Here is a 24,092-nt window from a genome sequence, read left to right as displayed (position 1 = left end):
GGCGGGGCCGGTCAGGCCGGACCGGCCAGGTCCTTGGCGAAGAAGGCCTGGGCGTAGGGGTTGTCGTTGTAGCGCTCCACGCGCTCGTAGCCCGAGCGCTCGTAGAGCGCGACGGCCTCGCCCAGCGCCAGGTGCGTGTCGAACAGCACCCGGCGGTGACCCAGGTCGAGGGCGAGCTGCTCGAGGCCGCCCAGCAGCAGCCGGCCCAGGCCGGCGCCGCGGGCGGTGGCGTCGACCCACATCCGCTTGACCTCCGCGGTGGGCACGCCGTCGGTCCCCGGCAGCGCCCGCACGCCGCCCACCCCCACCACCCGGTCGTCGAGCACCGCCAGCAGGTAGTGACCGCCGGGGTCGACGAGATCGGACGCGGCGACCGCGAAGCCGCCCGGGAAGCGCTCGTCGAGCTCGGCGACGTAGCGACGCACCGCCGCGACGACCCGGGGGTCGTCGTGCTCGGCGCGCACGAGGGCGGCAGGGGACCGGTCGACCACGACCCCAGCCTAGGGCGACCCGTCCCGCGGGAGCTCCCGGGTCGGGACGTGCGTCGGGCCCCTGGCTCGCACGAGTGCGAGACCAGGGGCCCGACGGCAGTGGGGTGAACGACGGGGCTTGAACCCGCGACCCCCGCGACCACAACGCGGTGCTCTACCAGCTGAGCTACGCCCACCATGATCCGGCCGTGGCCGGAACGACGCAGAGTCTAGGGCACACGGCCCAGCGGTGCAGAATCGGGCTCGCCCGGCGGGCCGCGGTGCCTCAGGAGGGCTCGGCGAGACCCGTGATCGAGCCGCCGTGGCGCGCGGCGACCTCCTTGGCGGTGGCGCTGTCGGGGCCGGGGGGCGCGACGAAGACGGCCTCGCGGTAGTAGCGCAGCTCCTCGATGCTCTCCTGGATGTCGGCCAGGGCCCGGTGGTTCCCGCGCTTCTCCGGAGCGGCGTAGTAGGCCCGCGGGTACCAGCGCCGCGACAGCTCCTTGATCGAGGAGACGTCGACGATCCGGTAGTGCAGGAACGACTCGAGCGTGGCCATGTCACGAGCCAGGAACGCCCGGTCGGTGGCGACGGTGTTGCCCGCCAGGGGCGGGCGGCTGCCGTCGGGGCAGTGCTCCTTGATGTGGGCCAGGACCCGCTCCTCGGCCTCGGCCAGGCTCACGCCCTGCTCGAGCTCGACGAGCAGGCCGGACTTCTCGTGCATCTCGCGGACGAAGGGGATCATCTGCTCCATCGCCTCGGCCGGCGGCTTGATGATGATGTCCACCCCCTCGCCCAGCACGTTGAGGTCGAAGTCGGTGACCAGCGCGGCGACCTCGATCAGGGCGTCGGCGCCCAGGTCCAGGCCGGTCATCTCGCAGTCGATCCACACCAGTCGGTCACTCATGGGCCCACACCCTACGCGCGGGTGCGTCCGGGACCGGGGCCCTCTCTCAGCGGCTGCTCAGCCGGTTCTCCTAGGGTCGTGGTGTGAGCGACGCGGTCAAGGAGTGGATCGGGCTGCTGGCGCGCCTGGCGACCGGGGGCGTCTGGATCGCCGCCGGTGCGGTGAAGCTGCCCGACCCGGGTGCGTCCGTGGCCGCGGTGCGGGCCTACGACCTGCTGCCCGAGGCGGTCGTGCCCACGGTGGGCCAGCTGCTGCCCGTCCTCGAGGTGGTGATCGGGCTGGCGCTGGTGCTGGGCCTGCTCACGCGGGGCGCCTCGGTCGTCTCCGCCGTGCTGTTCGTCGCCTTCATCGTCGCCATCGCCTCGGTCTGGGCGCGCGGCATGACCATCGACTGCGGCTGCTTCGGAGGCGGTGGCAGCGACCCCGACGCGGCGTCGAAGTACCCCTGGGAGATCGCGCGCGACACCGCCCTGCTGGCGGCCTCGGTCTACCTGGTCGCGCTGCCGCGCACCCGCTGGGCGCTCGACAACCTCTTCCTCGCCCCGCGACCGGCGAGCCCCCACGACACCGGCACCGACACCGACACCGACCCCGACACCGACCACGACACCATCCACGACGGCCACCCGAGCCACGAGGGAGAACGATGAGCAGCAGCAAGTCCAGGGCGGCCGAGCGCACCGCGCGGGCCCAGCAGGCACGCGCCGAGCAGGAGCGCGCCGAGCGGCGCCGCAAGCTGTTGTCGGTCGGCGGGGTGGTGCTGGCGATGGTGCTGGTCATCGGGATCGGCTTCCTCGTCCAGCGCGACCGCGACACCAGCGCCGACGTGGCCGCCCCGTCGGCAGGGCAGGGCGACTACGGCGTCACCATCGGCGAGGCCGACGCCCCGCACGACATCGTCATCTACGAGGACTTCCTCTGCCCCTTCTGCGGCGAGCTCGAGGAGGCCTCCCGCGCGGACCTCGCCCGGCTCGCCGAGGAGGGCAAGGTGACCGTGGAGTACCGGCCCTTCGAGCTGCTCTCGCGCATCAGCGACTACTCGGGCCGAGCCACCAACGCCTTCGCCGTCGTGCTCGAGGAGTCCGGTCCCGAGGTCGCCAAGGCCTTCCACGACCTCCTCTTCGAGAACCAGCCGTCCGAGAGCGGTCCCTTCCCGTCCGACGAGGACCTCGTCGAGCTGGCCGTCGAGGCCGGCGCCCAGGAGGACGCGGTGGCCGAGGGCATCGAGTCCGGGGCCCGCAGCGACTGGGTCGACGAGGCGACGCAGGCCGCCCAGGACGCCGGCGTGCAGGGCACCCCGACGGTGCTGCTCGACGGTGAGGTCGTCAACGGCGGCTCGGTCGAGGAGATCGCCGACCTCCTGGTCGCGGGTGTCGAGTGAGCACGCCAGGAGCCGCGCCGGAGCCGACCACCGGCCTCGCCGCCTTCGTGGCCGGGCTTCCGAAGGCCGAGCTGCACGTGCACCACATCGGCTCGGCCTCGCCCGAGATCGTCTCCGGGCTGGCGACGCGGCACCCCGGGGTGGTGCCCAGCGACCTCGACGAGCTGCGGCGCTTCTTCGAGTTCCGCGACTTCGCGCACTTCATCGAGGTCTACCTGGCCGTCGTCGACCTGGTCCGCACCCCCGAGGACGTCCGCTTCCTGACCTACGAGGTGGCCCGGGAGCTGGCCACCGGCCAGCAGGTGCGCTACGCCGAGCTCACCTGCACGCCGTACACGTCGGTGCGCCCGCACGAGGAGGGTGTCGGGATGGCCATCGAGGCCTACACCGAGGCGCTCGAGGACGCCCGCGTCGCCGCGGAGCGCGACTTCGGGCTGGTGCTGCGCTGGATCTACGACATCCCCGGCGAGGCGGGCCTGCCCGCCGCGGAGAAGACGCTGGAGTACGCGCTCGAGCACCGCACCGACGCGCTGGTGGGCTTCGGCCTCGGCGGACCCGAGATCGGGGTGCCCCGCCCGCAGTTCCAGCCCCACTTCGACGCCGCGCGGGCGTCCGGCCTGCGCAGCGTGCCGCACGCCGGCGAGACCACCGGGGCGCAGACGGTCTGGGACGCGCTCACCCTGCTCGGCGCCGAGCGGATCGGGCACGGCACCTCGGCCGCCGAGGACCCCGAGCTGTTGCGCCACCTCGCCGACACCGGCGTGCCGCTCGAGGTGTGTCCCTCGTCCAACATCGCGACGCGGGCCGTGGCCGCGCTCGAGGAGCACCCCATCCGCGCGTTCCGCGACGCCGGCGTGACGGTCACCGTGCACTCCGACGACCCGTCGATGTTCGGCACCACGCTCAACAACGAGTACGTCATCGCCGCCGGGCTGCTCGACCTCGACGAGGAGGGCGTGCGCGACCTGGCCCGGGCCTCGGTGCACGCGTCGTTCGCGCCCGCCGACGTCGCCGCACGCCTCCTGGGCGAGATCGACGCCCACCAGGGCTGAGAAGCCGGGGAGGCTCAGGCCCGCTGGTGCAGCCCGTCGTCGTCCGGGTCGAGCTCGTCCGCCTCGGCCGGGGTGAGCACCAGGTGCTCGGCGTGGCCGGTGAAGTGCGCCAGCATCGGCCCGGACAGGGCCGGGGGGTCGTCGGGGGAGAGGGCGCGCAGCTGGCTGGCGTGCTCCCTGATCGCGGCGAGCTTGGTCTCGCGCAGCTGTGGCGCGAGCTCGAGACGCACCATCTGCTCCCACGGGGCCGCGTCGGGCTCGCCCAGCCGCCACATCACCAACGGGTACTCGGCCAACCAGGCGCCGCTGCTGCGCGCGACCTGCGCGGCCGCCCGCCCGGCCGCCTCGTGGTCGGGGTGGCCGTCGTGGCGCCAGGGGGCGACCAGCAGGGTGCCCACGCCGTCGCCGACGATGTCACCGAGCGCGACCACCATCTGGTCCTCGACGTCGGCCGCCCCGCCGTCGGGCGCCCCCAGGAACACGACCGGTGTGCCGGGCGCCAGCAGCCCGACGGCACGGTCCATCTCGGCCAGCCGCTCGGTGGCCAGGGAGTGCCGCGACACCTCGCGGCCCGGCGGGTGGGAGGCCTCGCCCGCGGTGAGCAGCACGACGTACACCTCGAGCCCGGCCTGGTGCGCGGTGGCGATCAGGCCGCCCACCCCCAGGCTCTCGTCGTCGGGGTGGGCCGAGACGACCACGAGACGGTGCCACCGGTCGGGGATCGAGCGCGGATCCAGGGTCGAGACCCGGCCCCACCCCGGGTGCTGCTGCCAGGTCTGCGGCAAAGATCTCGCCCCTCACGCTCGTCGCCCCAGGTTAAGTATTGCCGCGAGGGAGGGGCACCCTCCGGCCGGGTGAAATACGATCGGCGCCATGACAGTCGCCGGGGTGCCCGTGCGGGTCGCCATCGTCAACGACCACCCGATCGTGGTGGCTGGCGTCGCGGCCGTCCTCGAGCCGTACGCCGACCGGGTGCGCGTGGTCGAGATCGTCACGGGGGCCGAGGTGCGCTCCGAGGTCGACGTCGTCCTCTACGACACCTTCGGGCAGGACCAGGGGGACGGTGTGGACCTGCCCACGCTCGTCGACGACGGTCGCGCCAAGGTGGTCGTCTTCAGCTGGAACACCGAGCCCGACCTCGTGGAGCGGGCCCTGGCCCGTGGTGCCAGCGGCTACCTCTCCAAGCAGGTGACCGGCCAGGAGATGGCCTGGGCGCTGCAGCAGGTGGCGGCCGGCGCCGAGCTGCGACCGCAGGACGTGGGCGACTCCGCCCTGCCCGAGGTCGGCGCCTGGCCCGGACGCGACCGCGGGCTCACCGCCCGCGAGGCCGAGGTGCTCGCGCTGATCTGCGCGGGGCTGTCCAACCAGCAGATCGCCGAGCGCACCTACCTGTCCATCAACTCGGTGAAGACCTACATCCGCACCGCCTACCGCAAGATCGGCGCCGGGTCGCGGTCGCAGGCCGTGGCCTGGGCCATGCAGCACGGGTTCCGCCCCGAGCGGGTCCGGGTGCTGCGGCCCACCGAGCGGGGCCCGCGCAGCGGCTGAGCCGGCACCGGGGAGGTGCCGGCGCCGCGACGAGCGCCCCCGGCAGGACTCGAACCTGCGACCGGCGGATTAGAAGGCCGCTGCTCTATCCAGCTGAGCTACGGAGGCGAGGGGCCGCTGGGCCCCGCGCAAGCCTAGCGGCGACCGGGCCGGGACGGGTCCGCGGTGCTCGTCGCGCCGGAGCGCCAGGGTGGACGCGGGCGGTCCTCCGCGGGGGTAGCGTGGTGCTCCCTGCCAGGAGGAGAGCCCCGTGGTCGAGTCGTACGAGTTCCTGACACTGCTCCCGCCGCTGCTCGCGATCGGTCTCGTGGTGGCCACCCGCAAGGTGCTGCTGTCCCTGGGGCTGGGGGTGCTCAGCGCCGCGTTCCTGGTGGCCGACGGGTCGCCGTGGGGCACCGTCGAGCTGGTCGCGAGCGCGTTCGCGGAGATCTTCTGGGTCGACGGAGGCCTGAACACCACCTACGTCTACATCCTCGTCTTCACCCTCACCCTCGGTGTGATCACCGCGTTCATCCTGATGTCCGGCGGCACCAAGGCCTTCGCCGACTGGGCGCAGGAACGCATCAGGACGCGCCGTGGCGCGGTGGTGCTGCCCGCCCTGCTGGGCATGGCGATCTTCATCGACGACTACTTCAACGCCCTCACGGTCGGGCAGGTGACCCGGCCGGTCACCGACCGCTACCGCGTCTCGCGCGCCAAGCTGACCTACCTCGTGGACTCGACCTCGGCGCCCGTCGCGGTGCTCGTGCCGTTCTCCAGCTGGGGTGCCTACATCCTCGGGGTCATCGGGCCGATCGTGGACGAGTCGTCGCTCGCCATGAGCGACGTGAGCGCGTTCCTGCGCGCCGCCGGTGCCAACTACTACGCCTACGCCGCGCTGCTGATGGTCGCGCTCGTCGCCCTGCTCGGCGTCGACATCGGCCCGATGCGCGGGGAGGAGCGGCGCGCGCTCGTCGAGGGGGAGACCTACGACAGCGACGACGACATCCCGGGCCAGCTCTCGCGGGACCTGCCCGTGCACCGACCCGGCGCCAAGCGGGCCCTGGTGGTCCCCTTCGGCCTGCTCGTCCTGGGAGTGCTGGGCGGGATCGTGGTGACCGGTCGTCGCGGGTCGGGCTCGTGGTCGCCCATCGACGTGCTCGCCGAGACCGACGTGACCCTCTCGCTGCTCGTCGGTGGCGCGCTGGGCCTGGTGGCCTCGATCTACTACTACGCCCGCGACACCTCCTCGAACCCCACGTTCGGGCGGAGCACCTTCGGTCGTGGCTGGCTCGAGGGCCTGCGGTCGATGTGGCCGGCCGTCAGCATCCTGCTGCTGGCCTGGATGCTCGGGTCCCTCATCGCCCTGCTCGGCACCGGCGACTTCCTCGGCGGCCTCGTCGAGGACTCCTCGATCTCGGCGTCCTGGCTGATCCCGACCGTCTTCCTGCTCGCGGGCGCGATGGCCTTCGCCACCGGCACCTCCTGGGGGTCGTTCGGGCTCCTGCTGCCCATCGCCGGCGGCATCGTCAACGCCCTGGACGCCCCCGAGCTGCTGCTGCCCGCGCTCGGCGCGGTGCTGGCCGGCGCGGTGGCGGGCGACCACGCCTCCCCGATCTCCGACACCACGATCCTCAGCTCGACCGGTGCCGGCTGCAACGTGATCACCCACGTCACCACGCAGCTGCCGTACGTCGTCATCTCGGTGGTCGCCGCCACGCTCGGCTACGTCACGGTCGCGCTGGTCGGGTCGGTGCTCGCCGGCTTCGCCGTGACCATCGTGGCGGGCTCAGCCGTCCTGCTGGTCGCGCACCGGGTGGCCGGTCGCCTCGAGGACGACGTCGAGGCGGGGGCCGGGGGAGCGACCCGGGCGGCTTCGTCGTGAACCCCTGCGGCGCGCGTAAAGATCGCTAGGCTCCTGACGTGGATGCGTCGCAGGGCTCGGGGACTGGCGCCACCTCCCCCGACGGGGCCGGGTGGCGCTTCCTGGTCGTCGACGACCAGGAGGACATCCGAGACATCATGGTGCGGATGCTGACCCGGTTGGGGCACAGCGCCGACGAGGCCGAGGACGGCCAGCACGCCGTCGAGGTGCTCGCGGCCGCGCCGTACGACGTGATGTTCCTCGATCTCTCCATGCCCCGGATGAGCGGCGAGGAGGTGGTGCGCTGGCTGCGGGCGCACCCCGATGTCGCTCCCGACCTGCGGGTCGTGGTCGTCAGTGCGTGGGCCGGCGACAAGCGTCCGACCCTGCACGAGCTCGGGGTCGACGCCGTGCTGCCCAAGCCCTTCCGCAAGCAGCAGCTGCTCGACCTGCTCGAGGAGCTCGCCCAGCCCCGCTGAGGCGGTCAGGACTGAAGGGGTGGTCGTGGGTGCGAGTAAATGATTTTGATGGTCGCCGAGGCTGTGCGCTCACTATGCTGACCGCAGCCGCCGGGGAGGGACCGTGCGGTGGTTCTCGGGACTGTCATGTCACCGCACCACCAAGGGAGGAACATCCATGTTGAAGCTCATCCAGAAGCGGCGCGTCGCGCGCCAGGTCGCCGCCATGTACGGCTGGCGTCCGGGCCGCTGAGCGCGCCCACCACCAGAGTCGCGGGCGGATGACGTCTGCGCTCGAGCACGGCACCGAGGACACCCCAGGTCGTCTCGGTGCCGTGCTGCGTGCGGCGGGGAACGACCGGCCCCGCGCCCTGGGCCGCCACGGCCCTTGGGTAGCCACCACTCTGGACCAGGCCCGGACCGTCCTCACCGACCCCGCCACCTACGACTTCCCTGTCGACGTGAGCCGGCGCGCGGTGCGGCGCGCGGAGATGCGCGGCCGCTCGCCGCACGGGGTCGTCGCGCCGCTGTCCCACGAACGGGCGGCCCGGGCCGCCGCCGTGATGCGCACCGAGCTCGACCTGGAGCTCGCGCACGCCGTCGGTGCGCAGCACGACGCCATGGCCCTGCTCCGCGGACCCGTGGCGCGCTCGACGACCGTGGCCACGCTCCCGGGCCTCGCGGAATCCGATCGCGATCGGGTCGCTGACGCGGTGCTCGCCTGGGTCGACGCCCTGGGGCCGGTCATCGCCAGCCCACGGCCGCTGCGTGCCTGGTCCCGCGCGCGCCGCAACGAGGACGGCGCCCGCCACCGGCTCGAGACGCTCCTGGCTCAGCTGGGCTCAGCCGATCCGCCGGGCACCGCCACGGTGCTGGCCGCCGGAACCCAGGTGCCGGTGGCCGCAGGGGCCTGGTTGCTCGTCGGCCTTGCCGAGCGCCCCGAGGTTCAGGACCGCCTGCACACCGGCGGCCTGGCACCGGTCCAGGTGGTCTGGGAGGTCTTGCGGGTCGCCCCGCCGACGTGGGTCACCGCGCGGGTGACCCGCCGCGAGACGACCCTAGCCGGCGTCCGGCTGCCCGAGGGTGGCGTCGTCCTGGTCAGCCCCCTGCTGCTGGGCCGGCTTGCCGATCTCGTTCCGGCGGGGGAGTGCGACCGCGGTGCCGAGCGCGTGGTCCTCGACCCGGGACGATGGGACGACGCGACCGCCCGCCCCGGCGCGTGGCTGCCCTTCGGGGCCGGCCCGCACGCCTGTCCGGGGCGCACGGTGGGCCTGGCGCAGCTCACGGAGCTGACGTCGTGGGCGGCTGCTCACCGCCTCGACCTGGTATCGCCTGCGTACGTGGACCAGTCCCGCGGTATCTTTCCTCGACCCGCGCTGGTCGAGATCTCGTGAGCGTGGAGGGGGGAGGGATGAGCGTGATGAGGGCGGGCCTGCAGGTGGTCCCCGCGTCGGCACGCCCCAGCGCCGCCGCCGTCCGGTTGGCTCAGGACGTGCTGCGCGCGGAGGTCGAGGTCGACGAGGCACTCGAGCGTCTGGCCGAGCACGCCCTCACCGATCCGCGCGTCGGTGCGGTCGCGGTCGCCCTGACGACCTTCAGCCCCGCCGACGAGAGCTCGTGGGTGCACCTGGGGGCTCGGGCCTGGCTGCGGCAGTGGCGGCGACCCGGCTCGGCCTGCACGGTCCTGCCCGGGCCCGACGCCGGACCACAGGACGCGCTGACCATGCCGTGGATCTCCGAGCAGTCCAGGCGGCACGTCGCAGTGCTGGCCGACGTCGACCTGCTGCCGCCGGAGGCGGCGCAGGACGCCCGCGAGCTGGCCCGTTGCTCCATCCACTCCTGCATGACCCACGCCCTGCTGAGCGGCGCCAGCATGTTCGGCAGCCTCTCGGTCGGCAGCGAGGAGACTGGCCCCTGGTCCGAGGTGCTCGTGGCCGACGTGCGCCTGCTCAGCGCCGCCCTCACCTCGCGGATGTCGGCGGAGGCGGCTCGGCGGTCCCTCGCCGATGCGATCGTGCGCGGCGACCAGGTCAGCGCTGTGCAGCAGCAGTTCTTCGCAGCGACCGGCCACGAGCTACGGACGCCCCTCAGTGCCGTGCTCGGTTATGCCGAGGTACTGCAGGGCGACGCCGAGGACCTCGCCGGTGTCGAGGACGTGGAGCGGCTGGCTGACTTCGTCACCCAGGTCCACAAGGACGCAGGCATCATCGTCGGCGCCGGCGAGCAGCTGCTGGCGATCGTGGAGGACCTCCTCAGCACCGCCAGGCTGCTCGGTGACGGCGGGCGCGAGACCGTGGTGGTCGCCGAGGCGGTCCAGGACGTCGTCCACTGGGTGCGTACCCCGGCGGCAACGGCGGAGGTCCTGGTGGGCGCCGACGTCGACCCCGCTCTGGTCGTCGCGGCCACCCCGGCCGGGGTGCGCCAGGTGCTGACGAACCTGGTCGGGAACGCGGTCGCCCACAACCGGCGCGGCGGCACCGTCGCCATCACCGCCACCAGCACGAGCGGTGAGGGGGGCGAGGCCCGGGTGCGGATCAGCGTCAAGGACACCGGCCCCGGCCTGACGCCGCGCCAGCTGAGCCAGGTCTTCGAGCCGTTCGTCCGCTTCGCCGAGCCCGGGGTCCGCGGCACCGGGCTGGGCCTGTCGCTGGCGCGCTCCGTCGCCGAGCGCGACGGCGGCCGGCTGGGCGTCGACTCCCGGCCGGGCGAGGGGTCGACCTTCTGGATCGACCTGCCGGCCCCGATCGGCTGAGAGCCGGTCGGCTCAGAGGCGGGAGCCCATCCAGGCCTCGACGTCGTCCGCGCTGCGCGGCAGCGCCGCCGAGAGGTTGCGGTGCCCGTCGGCGGTGACCAGCACGTCGTCCTCGATGCGGATGCCGATGCCGCGCAGCTCCTCGGGGACCAGCAGGTCGTCCTCCTGGAAGTACAGGCCCGGCTCGACGGTGAGGACCATGCCCTCGGCGAGGGAGCCCTTGGCGTAGGACTCGGGGGCGGCCGCGCCGCAGTCGTGCACGTCCATGCCGAGCATGTGGCTGGTGCCGTGCAGGGTCCACCGGGCGTAGACCTTGCTGTCGGGGTCGAGGGCCTGGGCCGCGGGCACGGGCAGCAGTCCCATGTCCTCGAGGCCGTGCGCGAGCACGGTCATCGAGGCGGTGTGCACGTCGGCGAACGGGGTGCCCGGCCGCACCGCCTGGATGCCGGCCTCCTGCGCGGCGAGCACGAGGTCGTAGAGCTCGCGCTGCGTGGCGGTGTAGGTGCCGTCGACCGGCAGCGTGCGGGTCACGTCGGCGGTGTAGAGGTTGTGCCCCTCGACGCCCATGTCGAGCAGCACCAGCTCGCCGGGCGTGATCGGCCCCGAGTTCTCGATCCAGTGCAGGGTCGTGGCGTGCTTGCCGCCACCGACGATCGAGTCGTAGCCGATGTCGTTGCCCATCGCCCGGGCGCGGCGGAAGAAGGTGCCCTCGATCCAGCGCTCGCCGTACTTGAGCGCGTTGGCCCAGTCGGAGACGGAGTCCTCGAAGCCGAGGGTGGTGGCGTCGCAGGCCTCCTGCAGCTGCGCGACCTCCCAGTCGTCCTTGACCAGCCGCATCTCCGAGGCCACCCGGGCCAGCTCGGCGTCGAGCCCGGCGTCAGCACCGACCAGGCGGTCGACGTGGGGGGAGACCCCCCGGTGGACCCGGGTCTTGGGCCCGGTGACCGCGAGGTCCTCGGCGAGCCGGTCGACGTGACGCACCTCGATGCCCAGGGAGTCGGAGATCTCGCGCGCCGAGGGGCGGCGCCCGGCCCACAGCTCGCCGTACTGGCGGTCGCGGAAGAACTCGTCGGTGTCGCGGGCCGAGCGCGGGCGCGCGTAGAGCACCGCCTCGCCGTCGGTGAGCACCAGCACGGCGTCGCTGGTCAGGTTGCCGGTGAAGTAGGTGTGCGCGGTGTCGCTGCGGAAGCGGTAGTCGGTGTCGTTGGAGCGCACCTTGTAGGTGCCGGCCGGCAGCACCAGACGCTCGCCGGCGAAGGCCTCGGCCAGGCGGGCGCGCCGCTGCGCGGCGAGCTCGGCGACGGGATGGCGCGGCAGGTCCAGCTCGCGCTCGCCCCAGCCGGTGCGCATGAGCTCGGAGTAGGCCGCAGGCACGGCGGGGTCGTGCGACTCGGTCTTGGGCTCGGTCGACTCCGGGGTGCTCTGCTCGCTCATGCCCGTCATGCTACGTCGGCCGCTCACGCCCGGCGATGCCGCGCGGCCGCCCCGGCGCCTGCTGCCGATAGGCTCTGCTGCCATGGTGCCGGCCCGTCGAGACAACGTCGCTTTCACGGCCGTCGTCACCGGGCTGGTCGTGCTCGGCGCGCTGCCGATCCTGCTGGTCGTGGCCCTGTCCGGCGGGCCGGGCACGCTCGTGCTGGCCACCGCCCTCGCAGCGCTGCCGGTGGGGCCGCTGGTCGCGTGCTACCTGTGGCTCGACCGCTACGAGCCCGAGCCCCGGTCGCTGCTGCTCCTGGGGCTCCTGTGGGGCGGGTTCGTGGCCACCGCGGCGGCCCTGCTGGTCCAGGGCCTCGGCGGCTTCTTCGTCGGGGTCACCGAGGCCGCCAGCCTGGCCGTGGTCGCCCCGGTCACCGAGGAGCTGTCCAAGGGCGCCTTCCTCGTGCTGCTGCTGTGGTGGCGCCGGGCCGAGCTCGACGGTGTCCTCGACGGCATCGTGTACGCCGGGATGGTGGGCATCGGCTTCGCGTTCGTCGAGAACATCCTCTACCTCGCGGCGGCGTACAACGGGACCGACGGGATGGGGCCGGGTGGCACCGAGGCCCTGACGGCCACCTTCGTGGTGCGCTGCCTCTTCAGCCCGTTCGCGCACCCGTTCTTCACCACCTTCATCGGCATCGGCGTGGGCCTGGCCGTCGGGTCGCGCTCACCGGTGGTGCGGGTGCTGGCCCCCCTGGTGGGCTACGTGCTCGCCGTGCTCGCCCACGGGCTGTGGAACGGCTCGACGATCTACGGCATGGGCAGCTTCGTCGCGGTCTACGTGGTGCTGATGTTCCCCGCGCTGGTGGGCCTGTTCGCCATCGCCGTGTGGGCCCGGCGCTCGGAGCGCCTGATGCTCGCGGCCGCGCTCGGCGACGCGGCCCGGCAGGGCCTGCTCCCGGCGACCGACATCGGCTGGGTGGTCGACCTCGGGGCGCGCCGCCGAGCGCGTGCCCACGCCCGCCAGCTGGGTGGTGCCGCGGGGGAGCGGGCCATGCGTGACTACCAGCAAGCGGTGATCGAGCTCGGGTTCCTGCATCATCGCTACCTGCGGGGCACTCCTCCGCCAGACTTCGCACTCCGAGGACAGCACTACGTCGCCCGCATCCGCGCCGTACGACCGTCCATCGCCTTTCCCGGACAGGTGGTTCCGACCCGATGACAGCCCCGCACGACGCCAGCCCCGACGGCCCTGGTGGCCCCACCGGGGTCGACGACGCGCAGATGCTCACCGCGCTGGTGCGCCTGCGCGGCGCGCTCCAGGCCGCGACCCTGCCCCTCGACCTCCCCGGGGTCGAGGAGGTGCGCGCCTCGCACCAGGAGATGGTCGACCAGCTCGAGGACTACGTCATCCCGCGGGTGATGACCATCGACGCGCCGCTGCTGACCGTGGTGGGCGGCTCGACCGGTGCCGGCAAGTCGACCCTGGTCAACTCCCTCGTCGGGCGCAGGGTCACCGAGCCGGGCGTGCTGCGCCCCACCACCCGCTCCCCGGTGCTGGTGCACCATCCCGACGACGGGCACTGGTTCGGCCAGGACCGGCTGCTGCCCGACCTGCGTCGCGTCGAGCACTCGACCAACGACCCCGACGCGCTGCAGCTGGTGCCCTCCGACACCGTGCCGCAAGGGCTGGCGATCCTCGACGCCCCCGACGTCGACTCCGTCGAGGAGCGCAACCGCACCCTGGCCGCCCAGCTGCTGGCCGCCGCCGACCTGTGGCTCTTCGTCACCTCGGCCGCGCGCTACGCCGACCAGGTGCCGTGGGGCTTCCTCAAGCAGGCCGCGGACCGCTCGACCGCCGTCGCGGTCGTGCTCGACCGCACGGCCCCCGACGCCGTGCAGACCGTCTCGACCCACCTGGCCCGGATGCTGGCCTCGCGCGGGCTGAAGGACTCCCCGCTGTTCGTGGTCAACGAGGGGACCGTCGACGAGGCCGGGCTGCTCCCGGCCGGACACGTCGCCGACGTGCGGGGCTGGCTGGAGTCGCTGGCCTCCGACGCCGGCGCCCGGGCGGCGGTGGTCAAGCAGACCCTCGACGGCGCGATCCGCAGCATCACCCACCACGTGCACCCCGTGGCCGACGCGGCCGCCGTGCAGGTGGGCACCGCGGCGACGCTGCGCGAGGAGGCCGACCGGGCCTACGAGCGCGCGGTCGCCGACGCGGTGCGCGCCACCGCCGACGGCACTCTCCTGCGTGGCGAGGTGCTGGCGCGGTGGCAGGAGTTCGTCGGCACCGGCGAGCTGTTGAAGTCGCTCGAGAACCGCGTCGGCTGGCTGCGCGACCGCGTGGTCAACGCGGTCAAGGGCAAGCCGCAGCAGGCCGAGCGGGTCACCGTGGCGGTCGAGTCGGGCCTCGAGCTGCTCATCCTCGAGCACGCCGAGCAGGCCGCCGAACGGGCCGAGGCCGCCTGGCAGCAGCACGCCGCCGGCGTGGGCCTGCTGGCCCAGGCCGGTCCCGACATCGGACGCGCCTCGCGCGAGCTGCGGCGACGGGCCGAGCGTGCGGTGCGCGACTGGCAGGGCGACGTGCTCGAGCTGGTCAAGGCCGAGGGGGCCGACAAGCGCTCCACCGCCCGGTTCCTGGCCTTCGGGGTCAACGGCCTCTCGGTCGCGCTCATGGTCGTGGTCTTCACCCACACCGCCGGTCTCACCGGGGCCGAGGCGGGCATCGCCGGCGGGTCGGCGGCGCTGGGCCAGAAGCTGCTCGAGGCCGTCTTCGGCGACCAGGCCGTGCGCGGCCTGGCCGTGCGGGCCCGCGGGATGCTCGAGGAGCGCATCACGGCCCTGCTCGACAGCGAGCGCGAGCGCTTCACCTCACTCGTCGACGCGCTGGGCCTGGCGCCCGACGCCGCCGAGCAGCTGCGGCAGGCGGCGCGTCGCGTCGACGACGTCCGCTTCGCGGCCGCACCACGGCAGGGCTGAGCCCTGACCACCACACGGCTGGAGCGGCACCCTAGGGTGTCGCCCAGCACTGACCGCACGCTGAGTGGGAGATCATGACGTCCTTGCTCGAGGGGGCCAAGAAGCTGGTCACCCGTGGGACCGACACCGGCGCCCGCATCGAGGGGCTCGCGACGGCCGCCGAGGCGGCCCGTGGGCGGCTCGACGACGCCCTGGTCGGCGACGCCGAGAAGGTCGTCGACCGGGCCACCAGCCGGCTGCGACTCTCAGCCGGCCACACGGTGGTCGCCATCGCCGGGGCGACGGGGTCGGGCAAGTCCTCGACCTTCAACGCCCTCACCGGCCTCGAGCTGTCGGCGGTCGGCGTACGCCGCCCGACCACCTCGTGGGCCACCGCCTGCGTGTGGGGCAGCGACGGCGCCGGTGAGCTGCTCGACTGGCTCGGCATCCCCCCGCGCCACCAGACCACGCGCGACTCGATGCTCGACACCCGACGCGAGTCGCAGGCGCTCGAGGGCGTCGTGCTCCTCGACCTGCCCGACCACGACTCCACCGAGGTCTCCCACCACCTCGAGGTCGACCGCCTGGTCGCCCTGGCCGACATGCTGGTGTGGGTCCTGGACCCGCAGAAGTACGCCGACGCGGCGATCCACGACCGCTACCTCGCGCCGCTGAAGACCCACGAGGGCGTCATGGTGGTGGTGCTCAACCACATCGACACGGTGCCGGCCGACGGGCGTGAGGCCATGCTCGCCGACGTCCGCCGCCTGCTGGAGGCCGACGGCCTCGGCCGGGTGCCGGTGATCGGCGTCAGTGCTCGCCAGGGCATCGGCCTCGACGAGCTGCGTGGCGAGATCGAGTCGCGGGTGCGGGCCAAGAAGATGACCGCCGAGCGGATCGAGTCCGACGTGCGGGCGGCCGCCGCCCGCCTCCAGGAGGCCGGCGGCGACGCACCGACGCGGGCCCTGTCCGACCAGCGGGTCCGTGCGCTGCAGGACGCCTTCGCCGAGGCGGCGGGGGTGCCGACCGTGGTGGAGGCCGTCGAGCGCTCGACGCGGTTGCGGGCCGGACGCGCCACCGGCTGGCCGCTCGTGTCGTGGGTGGGCCGGCTGCGCCCCGACCCGCTGAAGAGGCTGCAGCTCGACCTGGGCGGCTCCGCCAAGGCGCTGCGCGGGGCCGAGAGCGCGGTGCCCGGGACGACGTCGGTGCAGCGTGCCCGCGTCGACTCCGAGGTGCGTGCGCTGGCCGACGACACGACCCAGGGGCTCGGGCGCCCGTGGGCCGACGCCGTGCGCCGGGCCTCGGTGCAGCGCCTCCCCGAGATCGGCGACCGCCTCGACGACGCCCTGCGCGGGGTCGACCTGCAGGCCTCCCGCATCCCGGTCTGGGCCGGGGTGGTGCGGGTGCTGCAGTGGGTCCTGGTGGTGGCCGCCCTGCTCGGCGCCGCGTGGACCGTCGCGACCGCGCTGTCCGGCACGCTCGACGACACGCCGGTGTACGCCGGTGTCGCGCTCCCGCTCATCCTGCTGCTCGGCGGCGTCGGGCTCGGGGTGCTGCTGGCACTGGTGTGCCGCGGCCTGGTCGCCGGCACCGCCCGGCGCCGGGCATCGGTGGCCGACACCCGGCTGCGCGAGAACGTCGGCGCGGTGGCGCACGAGCTGGTCGTCAGCCCGGTCGAGGCCGAGCTCGAGGCCTACACCCGGGCCCGCGGGGGTCTCTCCAAGGCGCTCGCCACGCGCTGAGCGTCCTGCCTCCCGGCCCGTCTCGAGGCCACTGTGCGTGCACAGGGCGCCGCTCGCGCCACGCGCTTGCACCGGCCGCCGACCACGGGCGCCGCGACCTGGCGAGCCGGCCCAGAGTGGTCGTGCCGCGGACGCACCGTCCCGGCGGGAGCGCCCGGCACCGGGCAGGAGGGCAGGACGACATGCTCAACGAGACGACCGTGACGCTGCAGGGCTGGCTGGGCGGCGACGTGACCGTGCGCGACGCGGCCGGCAGCGCGGTGGCCAGCTTCCGGGTGGCCACCACGCCCCGTCGCTTCCATCGCGGTACGGGGGAGTGGGTCGACGGCGTCACCCAGTGGTACACCGTCAACGCCTGGCGCACGCTGGCCCAGACCTGCGCCTCCTCGCTGCGGCGCGGCGACCCGGTGGTGGTCCACGGCCGGCTGCTGCCGCGGGTCTGGACCAACCAGGCGGGTGTCGAGGTGACCACCATCGAGGTCGACGCCGTCCTGGTCGGCCACGACCTGACCAGGGGCACCTCGGTCTTCACCCGCACGCCACGCCAGCGCTCCACGGACCCCGCGGGCACGGTGGCGCAGGAGGCGCCGGGCGCGGGCGACGTCGGTCACGCGGCGGCCTGAGCCGGGGGGACCCAGGGGAGCCGTCGGGCCGCGGAGCAACTACGCTCGGCGGCATGGCGGAATATGTCTTCACACTGCGCAACGTGCGCAAGGCCCACGGCGACAAGGTCGTCCTCGACAACGTCACCCTCTCGTTCCTGCACGGCGCCAAGATCGGCGTGGTGGGCCCCAACGGCACCGGCAAGTCGTCGCTGCTGAAGATCATGGCCCAGCTCGACCACGCCAACAACGGCGACGCGATCCTCGACCCCGGCGCGACGGTCGGCATGCTCCAGCAGGAGCCCCCGCTGACCGAGGGCCGCACCGTGCTCGAGAACGTCGAGGAGGCCGTCGCCGAGACCAAGGCCAAGATGGCGCGGCTCGACGAGCTCTACATGATGATGGGCGACCCCGACGCCGACCAGGACAAGGTGGCCAGCGAGGCGGGCGACCTGCAGAGCGAGCTCGACGCGGCCAACGTCTGGGACCTCGACAGCCGTCTCGACCAGGCGATGGACGCGCTGCGCTGCCCGCCCGCCGACGCGCTGGTCGACAACCTGTCCGGTGGTGAGCGACGCCGGGTGGCGCTGTGCAAGCTGCTGCTCGAGCAGCCCGACCTGCTGCTCCTCGACGAGCCCACCAACCACCTCGACGCCGAGTCGGTGCAGTGGCTCGAGGGCCACCTGGCCAACTACCCCGGCGCCGTCCTGGCCGTCACCCACGACCGGTACTTCCTCGACAACGTCGCCCAGTGGATCCTCGAGCTCGACCGGGGACAGGCGCACCCCTACGAGGGCAACTACTCCACCTACCTGGAGACCAAGAAGGACCGGCTCAAGGTCGAGGGCCAGAAGGACGCCAAGCGCGCCCGGATGCTCGAGAAGGAGCTGGAGTGGGTCCGCTCCAACCCCAAGGCCCGCCAGGCCAAGAGCAAGTCGCGCCTGGCCCGCTACGAGGAGATGGCGGCCGAGGCCGACCGGATGCGCAAGATCGACACCTCCGAGATCAACATCCCGGCCGGGCCGCGGCTGGGTGACGTCGTGCTCGAGGCCAAGAACCTGACCAAGGGCTTCGAGGGCCGCACCCTCATGCACGACCTGTCGTTCTCGCTGCCGCGGGCCGGCATCGTGGGCGTGATCGGCCCCAACGGCGTCGGCAAGACCACGCTGTTCCGGATGATCACCGACCAGGAGGAGCCCGACTCGGGCGAGCTCAACGTCGGCAAGACCGTCAAGATCTCCTACGTCGACCAGAGCCGCGGCGGCCTCGACGCCACCAAGAACGTGTGGGAGGTCGTCTCCGACGGCCTCGACTTCATCAAGGTCGCGAACTTCGAGATGAACTCGCGTGCCTACGTGGCCTCCTTCGGGTTCAAGGGGCCCGACCAGCAGAAGAAGGCCAACGTGCTCTCCGGTGGTGAGCGCAACCGTCTCAACCTGGCGCTGACCCTGAAGATGGGTGGCAACCTGCTGCTGCTCGACGAGCCGACCAACGACCTCGACGTCGAGACCCTGTCCTCGCTCGAGGACGCGCTGCTCGACTTCCCCGGGTGCGCCGTGGTCACCTCGCACGACCGCTGGTTCCTCGACCGCGTGGCCACCCACATCCTCGCCTGGGAGGGCGACGACGAGGACCCGGCCCGCTGGTTCTGGTTCGAGGGCAACTTCGCCTCCTACGAGGAGAACAAGATCGAGCGCCTGGGCGCCGAGGCGGCCCGCCCGCACCGCGTGACCCACCGGCGCCTGACGCGCGACTGAGGCAGCAGGACGGCGGCCGGGACCTCAGGGTCCCGGCTGTCGCATCTCCATCTCGGGGTGGCAGGCGACCAGGGCGTCGGCCACGGCGTTCATCGCCCGGCCCAGGGCGGCCAGGTCGTCGGGATCGACCCGGTCGATGAAGTGCTCGCGCACGCCGGCCACGTGCATCGGCGCGATCTGCTCGAGGAGCTGACGACCCGACGGGGTCAGCCAGCACACGATGCCGCGGCCGTCCTCGGGCGAGGTGCGCCGCTCGACCAGGCCGGCCTTCTCCATGCGGGCCACGGTGTGGGTGACCCGGCTGCGGCTGTGCGCCAGCGCGTCGGCCAGCTGGGCCATCCGCAGGCGGCCCTCGCGCTCCGAGAGCCGCACCAGGATCTCGTACTCGGTCAGGGAGAGCCCGCACTCGCGCCGCAGCTCGTCGTCGAGGCGGTCGAACAGCAGCGTCGAGCCCATCACCAGCCCGCGCCAGGCGTGCTGCTGGTCGGCGTCGAGCCATCGGCCGGTGACGCGGCTGGGGGAGGTCTCGGTGCTGGTCACGCCCGTCATCCTAGTGCCGCCTCGGCGCCCAGCGGCACACCCCAGGACGGCCGCGACCCCCGGCACCACGGTGCCGGGGGTCGCGCCTGAGCAGGTGGGAAGTGCGAGCGAGGGCTCAGAGACGCTCGAGGATCAGCGCCATGCCCTGGCCGCCGCCCACGCACATGGTGATCAGCCCGGTCGTCTTGTCGTGCCAGTCCAGGCTGTTGAGCATCGTGTTCTGCAGGCGGGCCCCGGTCATGCCGAAGGGGTGGCCCACGGCGATGGCGCCACCGTTGACGTTGAGGCGGTCGAGGTCGATGCCGAGGTCCTGGTAGGACGGCACGACCTGTGCGGCGAAGGCCTCGTTGATCTCGACCAGGTCGATGTCGCCGATGCTCATGCCGGCGTGCTTGAGCGCGTTGCGGGTCGCCTCGACCGGGCCCAGGCCCATGATCTCGGGGGACAGGCCGCTGACACCGGTCGAGACGATGCGGGCCAACGGCGTGAGGCCCAGCTCGGCGGCCTTGGTGTCGCTCATGACGACCACGGCGGCGGCGCCGTCGTTGAGCGCGCAGCAGTTGCCGGCGGTGACCACGCCGTCGGGGCGGAAGACCGGCTTGAGGTCCTTGAGCGCGTCGTAGGTGACCCCGGCGCGCGGGCCGTCGTCGGTGGAGACGACCGTGCCGTCGGGCAGGGTCACCGGGGTGATCTCGCGGGCCCAGAAGCCGTCGTTGATCGCCTTCTCCGCCAGGTTCTGGCTGCGCACGCCGAACTCGTCGAGCTCCTTGCGGTCCAGCCCGCGCATCCGCGCGACGTTCTCGGCGGTCTGGCCCATCGCGATGTAGACGTCGGGCAGCTGGCCGTTCTCGCGGGGGTCGACCCAGTCCTGGCCGCCCTCGGCCATCTTGTCGGTGCGCGCCTTGGCATCGTCGAAGAGGTGGTTGTGGGTGTCGGGCCAGTGGTCGGAGGTGCCCTTGGCGAAGCGGGAGACGGTCTCGACGCCCGAGGAGATGAAGACGTCGCCCTCCCCGGCCTTGATCGCGTGGAAGGCCATCCGGGTGGTCTGCACCGAGGAGGAGCAGTAGCGCGTGATCGTCGCGCCGGGCACGTCGTCCATGCCGTTGAGCACGTTGACGACGCGTGCCAGGTTGTTGCCGGACTCGCCGCCGGGCAGGCCCACGCCCATGTAGTGGTCGTCGATGCTGCTGGGGTCGAGCGCCGGCACCTTGTCGAGGGCGGCCTTGATGATGGTCGCGCTCAGGTCGTCGGGACGCAGGTCCTTGAGCGAGCCCTTGTTGGCGCGCCCGATGGGCGAGCGGGCGGTGGAGACGATGACTGCCTCAGGCATGGATGGAGACCGGCTCTCTGTTCGGGAACGATGAGTCGCGCCCACCCTAGTCGAGCCCCGGGGGCCGCGGACGGCATGACCGTTCTGGCACGATCACGACGTGCGACATCGCTACGAGTGCCCGGTGCGCTGGGCCGACCTCGACCTGCTCGGCCACGTCAACAACGTCGTCTACGTCGACTACCTGCAGGAGGCGCGCGTCGACATGATGCGCCACCACCGCGGCGGGGCCCCGGCCCAGCAGTCGGCGCAGGCCCTGGTCGAGGGGCTCGTCGTGGTGCGCCACGAGGTCTCCTACCGCGCGCCGCTGACCTTCCGCTTCGGGTCCGTGAGCATCGAGTGCTGGGTGGTGCGGGTCCGCGCGGCCAGCTTCACGATGGCCTACGAGATCTTCGACGAGCACGACGACGGCAGCCGCACCGTCTACCTGCGGGCCACCACCGTCCTGACGCCCTTCGTCTTCAGCCACGAGCGGCCCCGCCGCCTGAGCGCCGAGGAGCGCGAGGCGCTCGCGGCCTACGTCGAGGACGCCGAACCGGGGGAGCGGGTGGTCGCCGGGCCGGCGCACCGCGAGGAGGTCGGGCACTACCCGGTGCGGGTCCGCTTCAGCGACGTCGACGTCTACGGCCACGTCAACAACGTGCGCTACTTCGAGTACCTGCAGGAGGCCCGGATCGCGCTGATGTCGCGGCTGTGGCCGAGCCCGGGTGACGCGAGCCGGACCAGCATGGTGGTCGCGCGCGCCGAGGTCGACTACCGGGTGCCGATCCTGCACCGGGAGGCGGCGTACGACGCGTGGTCGTGGGTCAGCCACGTCGGCACGACGTCGACGGTGGTCGAGAGCGAGATCTGCGACGGCGACGCCGTGCTGGCGCGGGCCCGGGTGGTGCTGGTCTTCGTCGACCCGGGATCGGGTCGGGCCCGGCCGCCGGCCCCCGAGCAGCGCGAGGCGCTGGAGGCCATGCTGGGCCGCGCCGCCGGGTAGCGGTTCAGTCGAGGGTGTTGACCATGAACTGGGCCGCGTGGGTGACGTAGTCCCAGAACGTCTGGCGCTGCTCCTCGGTCAGGTCCGCCTCGTCGAGCGCGGCCCGGAAGTGCATCAGCCAGTGGTCGCGCGCCTCGGGGTTGACCGCGAAGGGCGCGTGCCGCATCCGCAGGCGGGGGTGCCCACGGGTGTCGGAGTACGTCGTGGGCCCGCCCCAGTACTGCATGAGGAACAGCGCGAAGCGGTCCTCGGCGGGGGCGAGGTCCTGCTCGGGGTACATCGGGCGCAGCACCTCGTCGTCGCGCACGCCCTCGTAGAAGCGGTGCACGATCGCCCGGATCGTGGCCTCGCCCCCGATCTCGTCGTAGAACGTCACCGGCCCATCCTCCCGTTCGTGCCCGCGGTGTCCTCCGCCGGCTGGTCCCCGGCCGCGTCACGCTCGTCACGGTGCCAGACCACCCGCTGCGGGAAGGGGATCTCGATGCCCTCGATGTCGAAGCGGGCCTTGATGCGCTGACGCATCTCGCGGGCCACGCCCCACTGCAGGCCCGGGGCGGTCTTGAGGGCCACGCGCACGGCGATCCCGTCGGCGCCCAGGTCCTGCACGCCCCAGACCGAGGGCTCCTCGAGCACCTTGCCCTTGAAGTCCTCGTCGTCCCACAGGTCGTGCGCGACGTCCTGCAGCACCCGGCTGACCTTGACCAGGTCGGAGTCGTAGGCGACCGAGACGTCGAGCACGGTGCGTGCCCAGTTCTGGCTCATGTTGCCCACCCGGGCGATCTCGCCGTTGCGGACGTACCAGACGGTGCCGTTGATGTCGCGCAGCCGGGTCACGCGCAGGCTCACCGCCTCCACGGTGCCGATGGCCTCGCCGAGGTCGATCTCGTCGCCGACGCCGTACTGGTCCTCGAAGATCATGAAGACGCCCGAGAGGAAGTCGGTGACCAGCGACTGGGCGCCGAAGCCCACGGCCAGGCCCACGATGCCGGCGCTGGCGATGATCGGGGCGATGTTGACGCCGATCTCGCTGAGCACCATCGTGCCGACGATCGCGAGCACCAGGCCGGTGATGATGCTCTTGAGCAGGCTGCCCATCGTCTTGGCGCGCTGGACCCGGCGGGTGGCGTTGCGCGCCTCGTGGGCGGCCTCCACCTTGGCCGCGCGTCCGCGGCGGAAGCGGTTGACCTGGTCGGGCAGCACGCCGTCCTCGGCGCGGGAGACGATGCGGTCGACCACCCGGTGCAGGACCCAGCGCAGCAGGAGGCCGAAGAGGATGAGCCCCAGCACGGCCATCGGCTTGCCGATGAGCAGGTCGGCGATGTTGGCGAGCTTGTTGCTGCCGGTCCAGTCCTTGACCAGCGTGCAGACCTGCTCGGTGTCGTCGCAGCGACCCTTGATCAGCGAGGAGAGCGAAACCAGGGGAACCATGCCCGCCAGTCAAACAGGTGCCCGGCCACGACCCCCAACCCTGCGCGTGTCGACCGGGTCACGTCGAGCGGGCGCCGGGGCGGGCGCGGTGCGGGCGCCGCGCCGGGAGCGATATCCTCGTGGGGTGACCACGCTGATCACCGCCTCCACCGTCCTCGCCCGCCGTGCCCGCACGCTGCTGCTCGCGCTCGGCGCGGCCGGCGCCGCGGTCGTGCTGAGCGCCGCCCCGGCCGCCGCCGACGTGCCCGAGGGCTGGTCCGACCCGGCCGCCGTCGACCCCCTCGGCTGGCTGCTGGTCCTGGTCGGGCTGCCGGTGCTGGGCGTGCTCGTCCTGACCGCGCTGGTCTACGGCCCGCCGCTGGCCCGTGGCGAGCGGGTGGCCCCCGGCGCCCCGGCCGTCGAGAACCAGTGGATCGGCGGCCCGCGCCGCGCCACCGGCGAGCTGGCCGGCCCCGATGGCGACGACTCGCAGGCGGGTGGCTCCAGTGCCCGCTGGTGACCCCTTCACCTCCGCCGAGCACGCCGCGCTCGACGCGACGATCCGTCGCGCCGAGCAGCTGTGCCGCATGGAGTTCTCGATCTTCGTCGGCAACGCCGAGGGCGAGCCCCGCGACTTCGCCACCAGCCTGCACAACACGCTGGTGGCGCCCTCGCGCAGCATCCTCGTCATGGTCGACCCGACCCGCCGGGTGCTGGAGATCGTGACCGGCGCCTACGTGCGGCGCACCCTCACCGACCGCGAGGTCGAGCTGGCCGCGCTGCACATGCAGCAGGACTTCGCCACGGGCGACCTCGCCGGTGGCCTGCGCCGCGGCATCGAGATGCTCGCCGAGCACGCGCGGCCCCCGCGCACCCTGCACGCCAAGGCCTGAGGCACGCACGACGTACGACGAGGGCCCCCGGAGCACTGCTCCGGGGGC

24 protein-coding genes and 2 tRNA genes are annotated in these 24,092 nt (G+C 73.1%); 16 read left to right on the top strand and 10 right to left on the bottom strand.

Annotated features, from left to right (window positions below):
• Positions 1-11: 11 nt before the first annotated feature.
• From ABKW28_RS02545 to orn, 3 genes are all read right to left on the bottom strand, one after another.
• A complete protein-coding gene (locus ABKW28_RS02545) occupies positions 12-491 on the bottom strand; it encodes a GNAT family N-acetyltransferase (protein WP_348606129.1) in 480 nt (159 codons plus the stop codon).
• A gap of 100 nt (positions 492-591) precedes the next feature.
• Positions 592-667, bottom strand: a tRNA-His gene (locus ABKW28_RS02540).
• Positions 668-756: 89 nt separating this feature from the next.
• Positions 757-1,377, bottom strand: a complete 621-nt coding sequence (orn, locus tag ABKW28_RS02535; protein ID WP_193667766.1) for an oligoribonuclease — start codon at positions 1,375-1,377, stop codon at positions 757-759.
• 83 nt (positions 1,378-1,460) lie between these two features.
• Here orn and ABKW28_RS02530 point away from each other — a divergent pair, with 83 nt between their 5' ends.
• Genes ABKW28_RS02530 through ABKW28_RS02520 form a run of 3 tightly spaced genes read left to right on the top strand, consistent with a single transcriptional unit; the run spans position 1,461 to position 3,810 of the window.
• Positions 1,461-2,027 (top strand): MauE/DoxX family redox-associated membrane protein, encoded by a 567-nt coding sequence (locus tag ABKW28_RS02530; RefSeq protein ID WP_348606127.1) that lies wholly within the window; start codon positions 1,461-1,463, stop codon positions 2,025-2,027.
• Complete coding sequence (locus ABKW28_RS02525) at positions 2,024-2,758, top strand: thioredoxin domain-containing protein (RefSeq protein WP_348606126.1); 735 nt, start codon at positions 2,024-2,026, stop codon at positions 2,756-2,758. Before ABKW28_RS02530 ends, ABKW28_RS02525 begins: the two co-directional genes overlap by 4 nt.
• A complete protein-coding gene (locus tag ABKW28_RS02520; RefSeq protein WP_348606125.1) occupies positions 2,755-3,810 on the top strand; it encodes an adenosine deaminase in 1,056 nt (351 codons plus the stop codon). Before ABKW28_RS02525 ends, ABKW28_RS02520 begins: the two co-directional genes overlap by 4 nt.
• 14 nt (positions 3,811-3,824) lie before the next feature.
• Here the strand turns inward: ABKW28_RS02520 and ABKW28_RS02515 are convergent, their stop codons facing one another.
• Positions 3,825-4,595: a PIG-L family deacetylase gene (locus ABKW28_RS02515; protein ID WP_348606123.1), complete on the bottom strand. Its 771-nt coding sequence runs from the start codon at positions 4,593-4,595 to the stop codon at positions 3,825-3,827.
• A gap of 88 nt (positions 4,596-4,683) precedes the next feature.
• Between ABKW28_RS02515 and ABKW28_RS02510 the strand changes: the two genes are divergently transcribed.
• Complete coding sequence (locus ABKW28_RS02510) at positions 4,684-5,358, top strand: response regulator transcription factor (RefSeq protein ID WP_348606122.1); 675 nt, start codon at positions 4,684-4,686, stop codon at positions 5,356-5,358.
• A 34-nt stretch (positions 5,359-5,392) separates the two neighbouring features.
• Here ABKW28_RS02510 and ABKW28_RS02505 read toward each other — a convergent pair.
• Positions 5,393-5,466, bottom strand: a tRNA-Arg gene (locus ABKW28_RS02505).
• Positions 5,467-5,608: 142 nt separating this feature from the next.
• On the opposite strand from ABKW28_RS02505, the gene ABKW28_RS02500 reads away from it, so the two are divergent.
• The 4 genes from ABKW28_RS02500 to ABKW28_RS02485 all read left to right on the top strand — a co-directional run bounded on the left by ABKW28_RS02500 (position 5,609) and on the right by ABKW28_RS02485 (position 10,411).
• Complete coding sequence (locus ABKW28_RS02500; protein ID WP_348606121.1) at positions 5,609-7,222, top strand: Na+/H+ antiporter NhaC family protein; 1,614 nt, start codon at positions 5,609-5,611, stop codon at positions 7,220-7,222.
• Between the two features lie 38 nt (positions 7,223-7,260).
• The gene (locus tag ABKW28_RS02495; protein WP_193667799.1) at positions 7,261-7,680 is read left to right on the top strand and encodes a response regulator; all 420 of its coding nucleotides are present in this window, start codon (positions 7,261-7,263) and stop codon (positions 7,678-7,680) included.
• Positions 7,681-7,940: 260 nt separating this feature from the next.
• Positions 7,941-9,053, top strand: a complete 1,113-nt coding sequence (locus tag ABKW28_RS02490; protein ID WP_348606120.1) for a cytochrome P450 — start codon at positions 7,941-7,943, stop codon at positions 9,051-9,053.
• Between the two features lie 17 nt (positions 9,054-9,070).
• Complete coding sequence (locus ABKW28_RS02485; RefSeq protein ID WP_348606118.1) at positions 9,071-10,411, top strand: HAMP domain-containing sensor histidine kinase; 1,341 nt, start codon at positions 9,071-9,073, stop codon at positions 10,409-10,411.
• Between the two features lie 12 nt (positions 10,412-10,423).
• On the opposite strand, the gene ABKW28_RS02480 is transcribed toward ABKW28_RS02485, so the two are convergent.
• Entirely contained in the window at positions 10,424-11,845 is a 1,422-nt protein-coding gene (locus ABKW28_RS02480) for an aminopeptidase P family protein (RefSeq protein ID WP_348606116.1), read from the bottom strand.
• An 82-nt stretch (positions 11,846-11,927) separates the two neighbouring features.
• Between ABKW28_RS02480 and ABKW28_RS02475 the strand changes: the two genes are divergently transcribed.
• The 5 genes from ABKW28_RS02475 (at position 11,928) to ettA (ending at position 18,889) form a co-directional block, all read left to right on the top strand.
• Positions 11,928-13,049 carry a PrsW family intramembrane metalloprotease gene (locus ABKW28_RS02475; protein WP_348606115.1) on the top strand — a complete coding sequence of 374 codons (1,122 nt, stop codon included), beginning with the start codon at positions 11,928-11,930 and terminating at the stop codon, positions 13,047-13,049.
• Positions 13,046-14,809 (top strand): GTPase domain-containing protein, encoded by a 1,764-nt coding sequence (locus tag ABKW28_RS02470; protein WP_348606113.1) that lies wholly within the window; start codon positions 13,046-13,048, stop codon positions 14,807-14,809. The genes ABKW28_RS02475 and ABKW28_RS02470 overlap by 4 nt, the downstream gene beginning before the upstream one ends.
• A gap of 74 nt (positions 14,810-14,883) precedes the next feature.
• Positions 14,884-16,530 carry a GTPase gene (locus ABKW28_RS02465; RefSeq protein WP_348606112.1) on the top strand — a complete coding sequence of 549 codons (1,647 nt, stop codon included), beginning with the start codon at positions 14,884-14,886 and terminating at the stop codon, positions 16,528-16,530.
• A gap of 182 nt (positions 16,531-16,712) precedes the next feature.
• Positions 16,713-17,153, top strand: a complete 441-nt coding sequence (gene ssb / locus ABKW28_RS02460; RefSeq protein ID WP_193667805.1) for a single-stranded DNA-binding protein — start codon at positions 16,713-16,715, stop codon at positions 17,151-17,153.
• A gap of 53 nt (positions 17,154-17,206) precedes the next feature.
• Positions 17,207-18,889 carry an energy-dependent translational throttle protein EttA gene (ettA, locus tag ABKW28_RS02455; protein WP_348606110.1) on the top strand — a complete coding sequence of 561 codons (1,683 nt, stop codon included), beginning with the start codon at positions 17,207-17,209 and terminating at the stop codon, positions 18,887-18,889.
• A 24-nt stretch (positions 18,890-18,913) separates the two neighbouring features.
• Here ettA and ABKW28_RS02450 read toward each other — a convergent pair whose 3' ends face one another.
• Both ABKW28_RS02450 and ABKW28_RS02445 read right to left on the bottom strand, forming a co-directional pair.
• Positions 18,914-19,429 (bottom strand): MarR family transcriptional regulator, encoded by a 516-nt coding sequence (locus ABKW28_RS02450; protein WP_348606109.1) that lies wholly within the window; start codon positions 19,427-19,429, stop codon positions 18,914-18,916.
• Between the two features lie 115 nt (positions 19,430-19,544).
• Positions 19,545-20,759, bottom strand: a complete 1,215-nt coding sequence (locus ABKW28_RS02445) for an acetyl-CoA C-acetyltransferase (RefSeq protein ID WP_193667808.1) — start codon at positions 20,757-20,759, stop codon at positions 19,545-19,547.
• 100 nt (positions 20,760-20,859) lie between these two features.
• Here ABKW28_RS02445 and ABKW28_RS02440 point away from each other — a divergent pair, with 100 nt between their 5' ends.
• Complete coding sequence (locus ABKW28_RS02440; protein ID WP_193667809.1) at positions 20,860-21,744, top strand: thioesterase family protein; 885 nt, start codon at positions 20,860-20,862, stop codon at positions 21,742-21,744.
• A 4-nt stretch (positions 21,745-21,748) separates the two neighbouring features.
• On the opposite strand, the gene ABKW28_RS02435 is transcribed toward ABKW28_RS02440, so the two are convergent.
• Positions 21,749-22,120: a globin gene (locus ABKW28_RS02435; RefSeq protein WP_341230600.1), complete on the bottom strand. Its 372-nt coding sequence runs from the start codon at positions 22,118-22,120 to the stop codon at positions 21,749-21,751.
• Positions 22,117-23,172, bottom strand: a complete 1,056-nt coding sequence (locus ABKW28_RS02430; RefSeq protein ID WP_348606107.1) for a mechanosensitive ion channel family protein — start codon at positions 23,170-23,172, stop codon at positions 22,117-22,119. The genes ABKW28_RS02435 and ABKW28_RS02430 overlap by 4 nt, the downstream gene beginning before the upstream one ends.
• 124 nt (positions 23,173-23,296) lie before the next feature.
• On the opposite strand from ABKW28_RS02430, the gene ABKW28_RS02425 reads away from it, so the two are divergent.
• Positions 23,297-23,671, top strand: a complete 375-nt coding sequence (locus ABKW28_RS02425) for a hypothetical protein (RefSeq protein ID WP_193667812.1) — start codon at positions 23,297-23,299, stop codon at positions 23,669-23,671.
• Positions 23,658-24,044, top strand: a complete 387-nt coding sequence (locus ABKW28_RS02420; RefSeq protein WP_193667813.1) for a DUF5130 family protein — start codon at positions 23,658-23,660, stop codon at positions 24,042-24,044. Before ABKW28_RS02425 ends, ABKW28_RS02420 begins: the two co-directional genes overlap by 14 nt.
• The last annotated feature ends 48 nt before the right edge of the window (positions 24,045-24,092 follow it).

The sequence above is a fragment of the Nocardioides sp. 31GB23 genome (assembly GCF_040012395.1).
Lineage (GTDB): Bacteria > Actinomycetota > Actinomycetes > Propionibacteriales > Nocardioidaceae > Nocardioides > Nocardioides salarius.
Note: the sequence above shows the minus strand (reverse complement) of the source record. Positions and strands in the feature narration are given on the sequence as shown.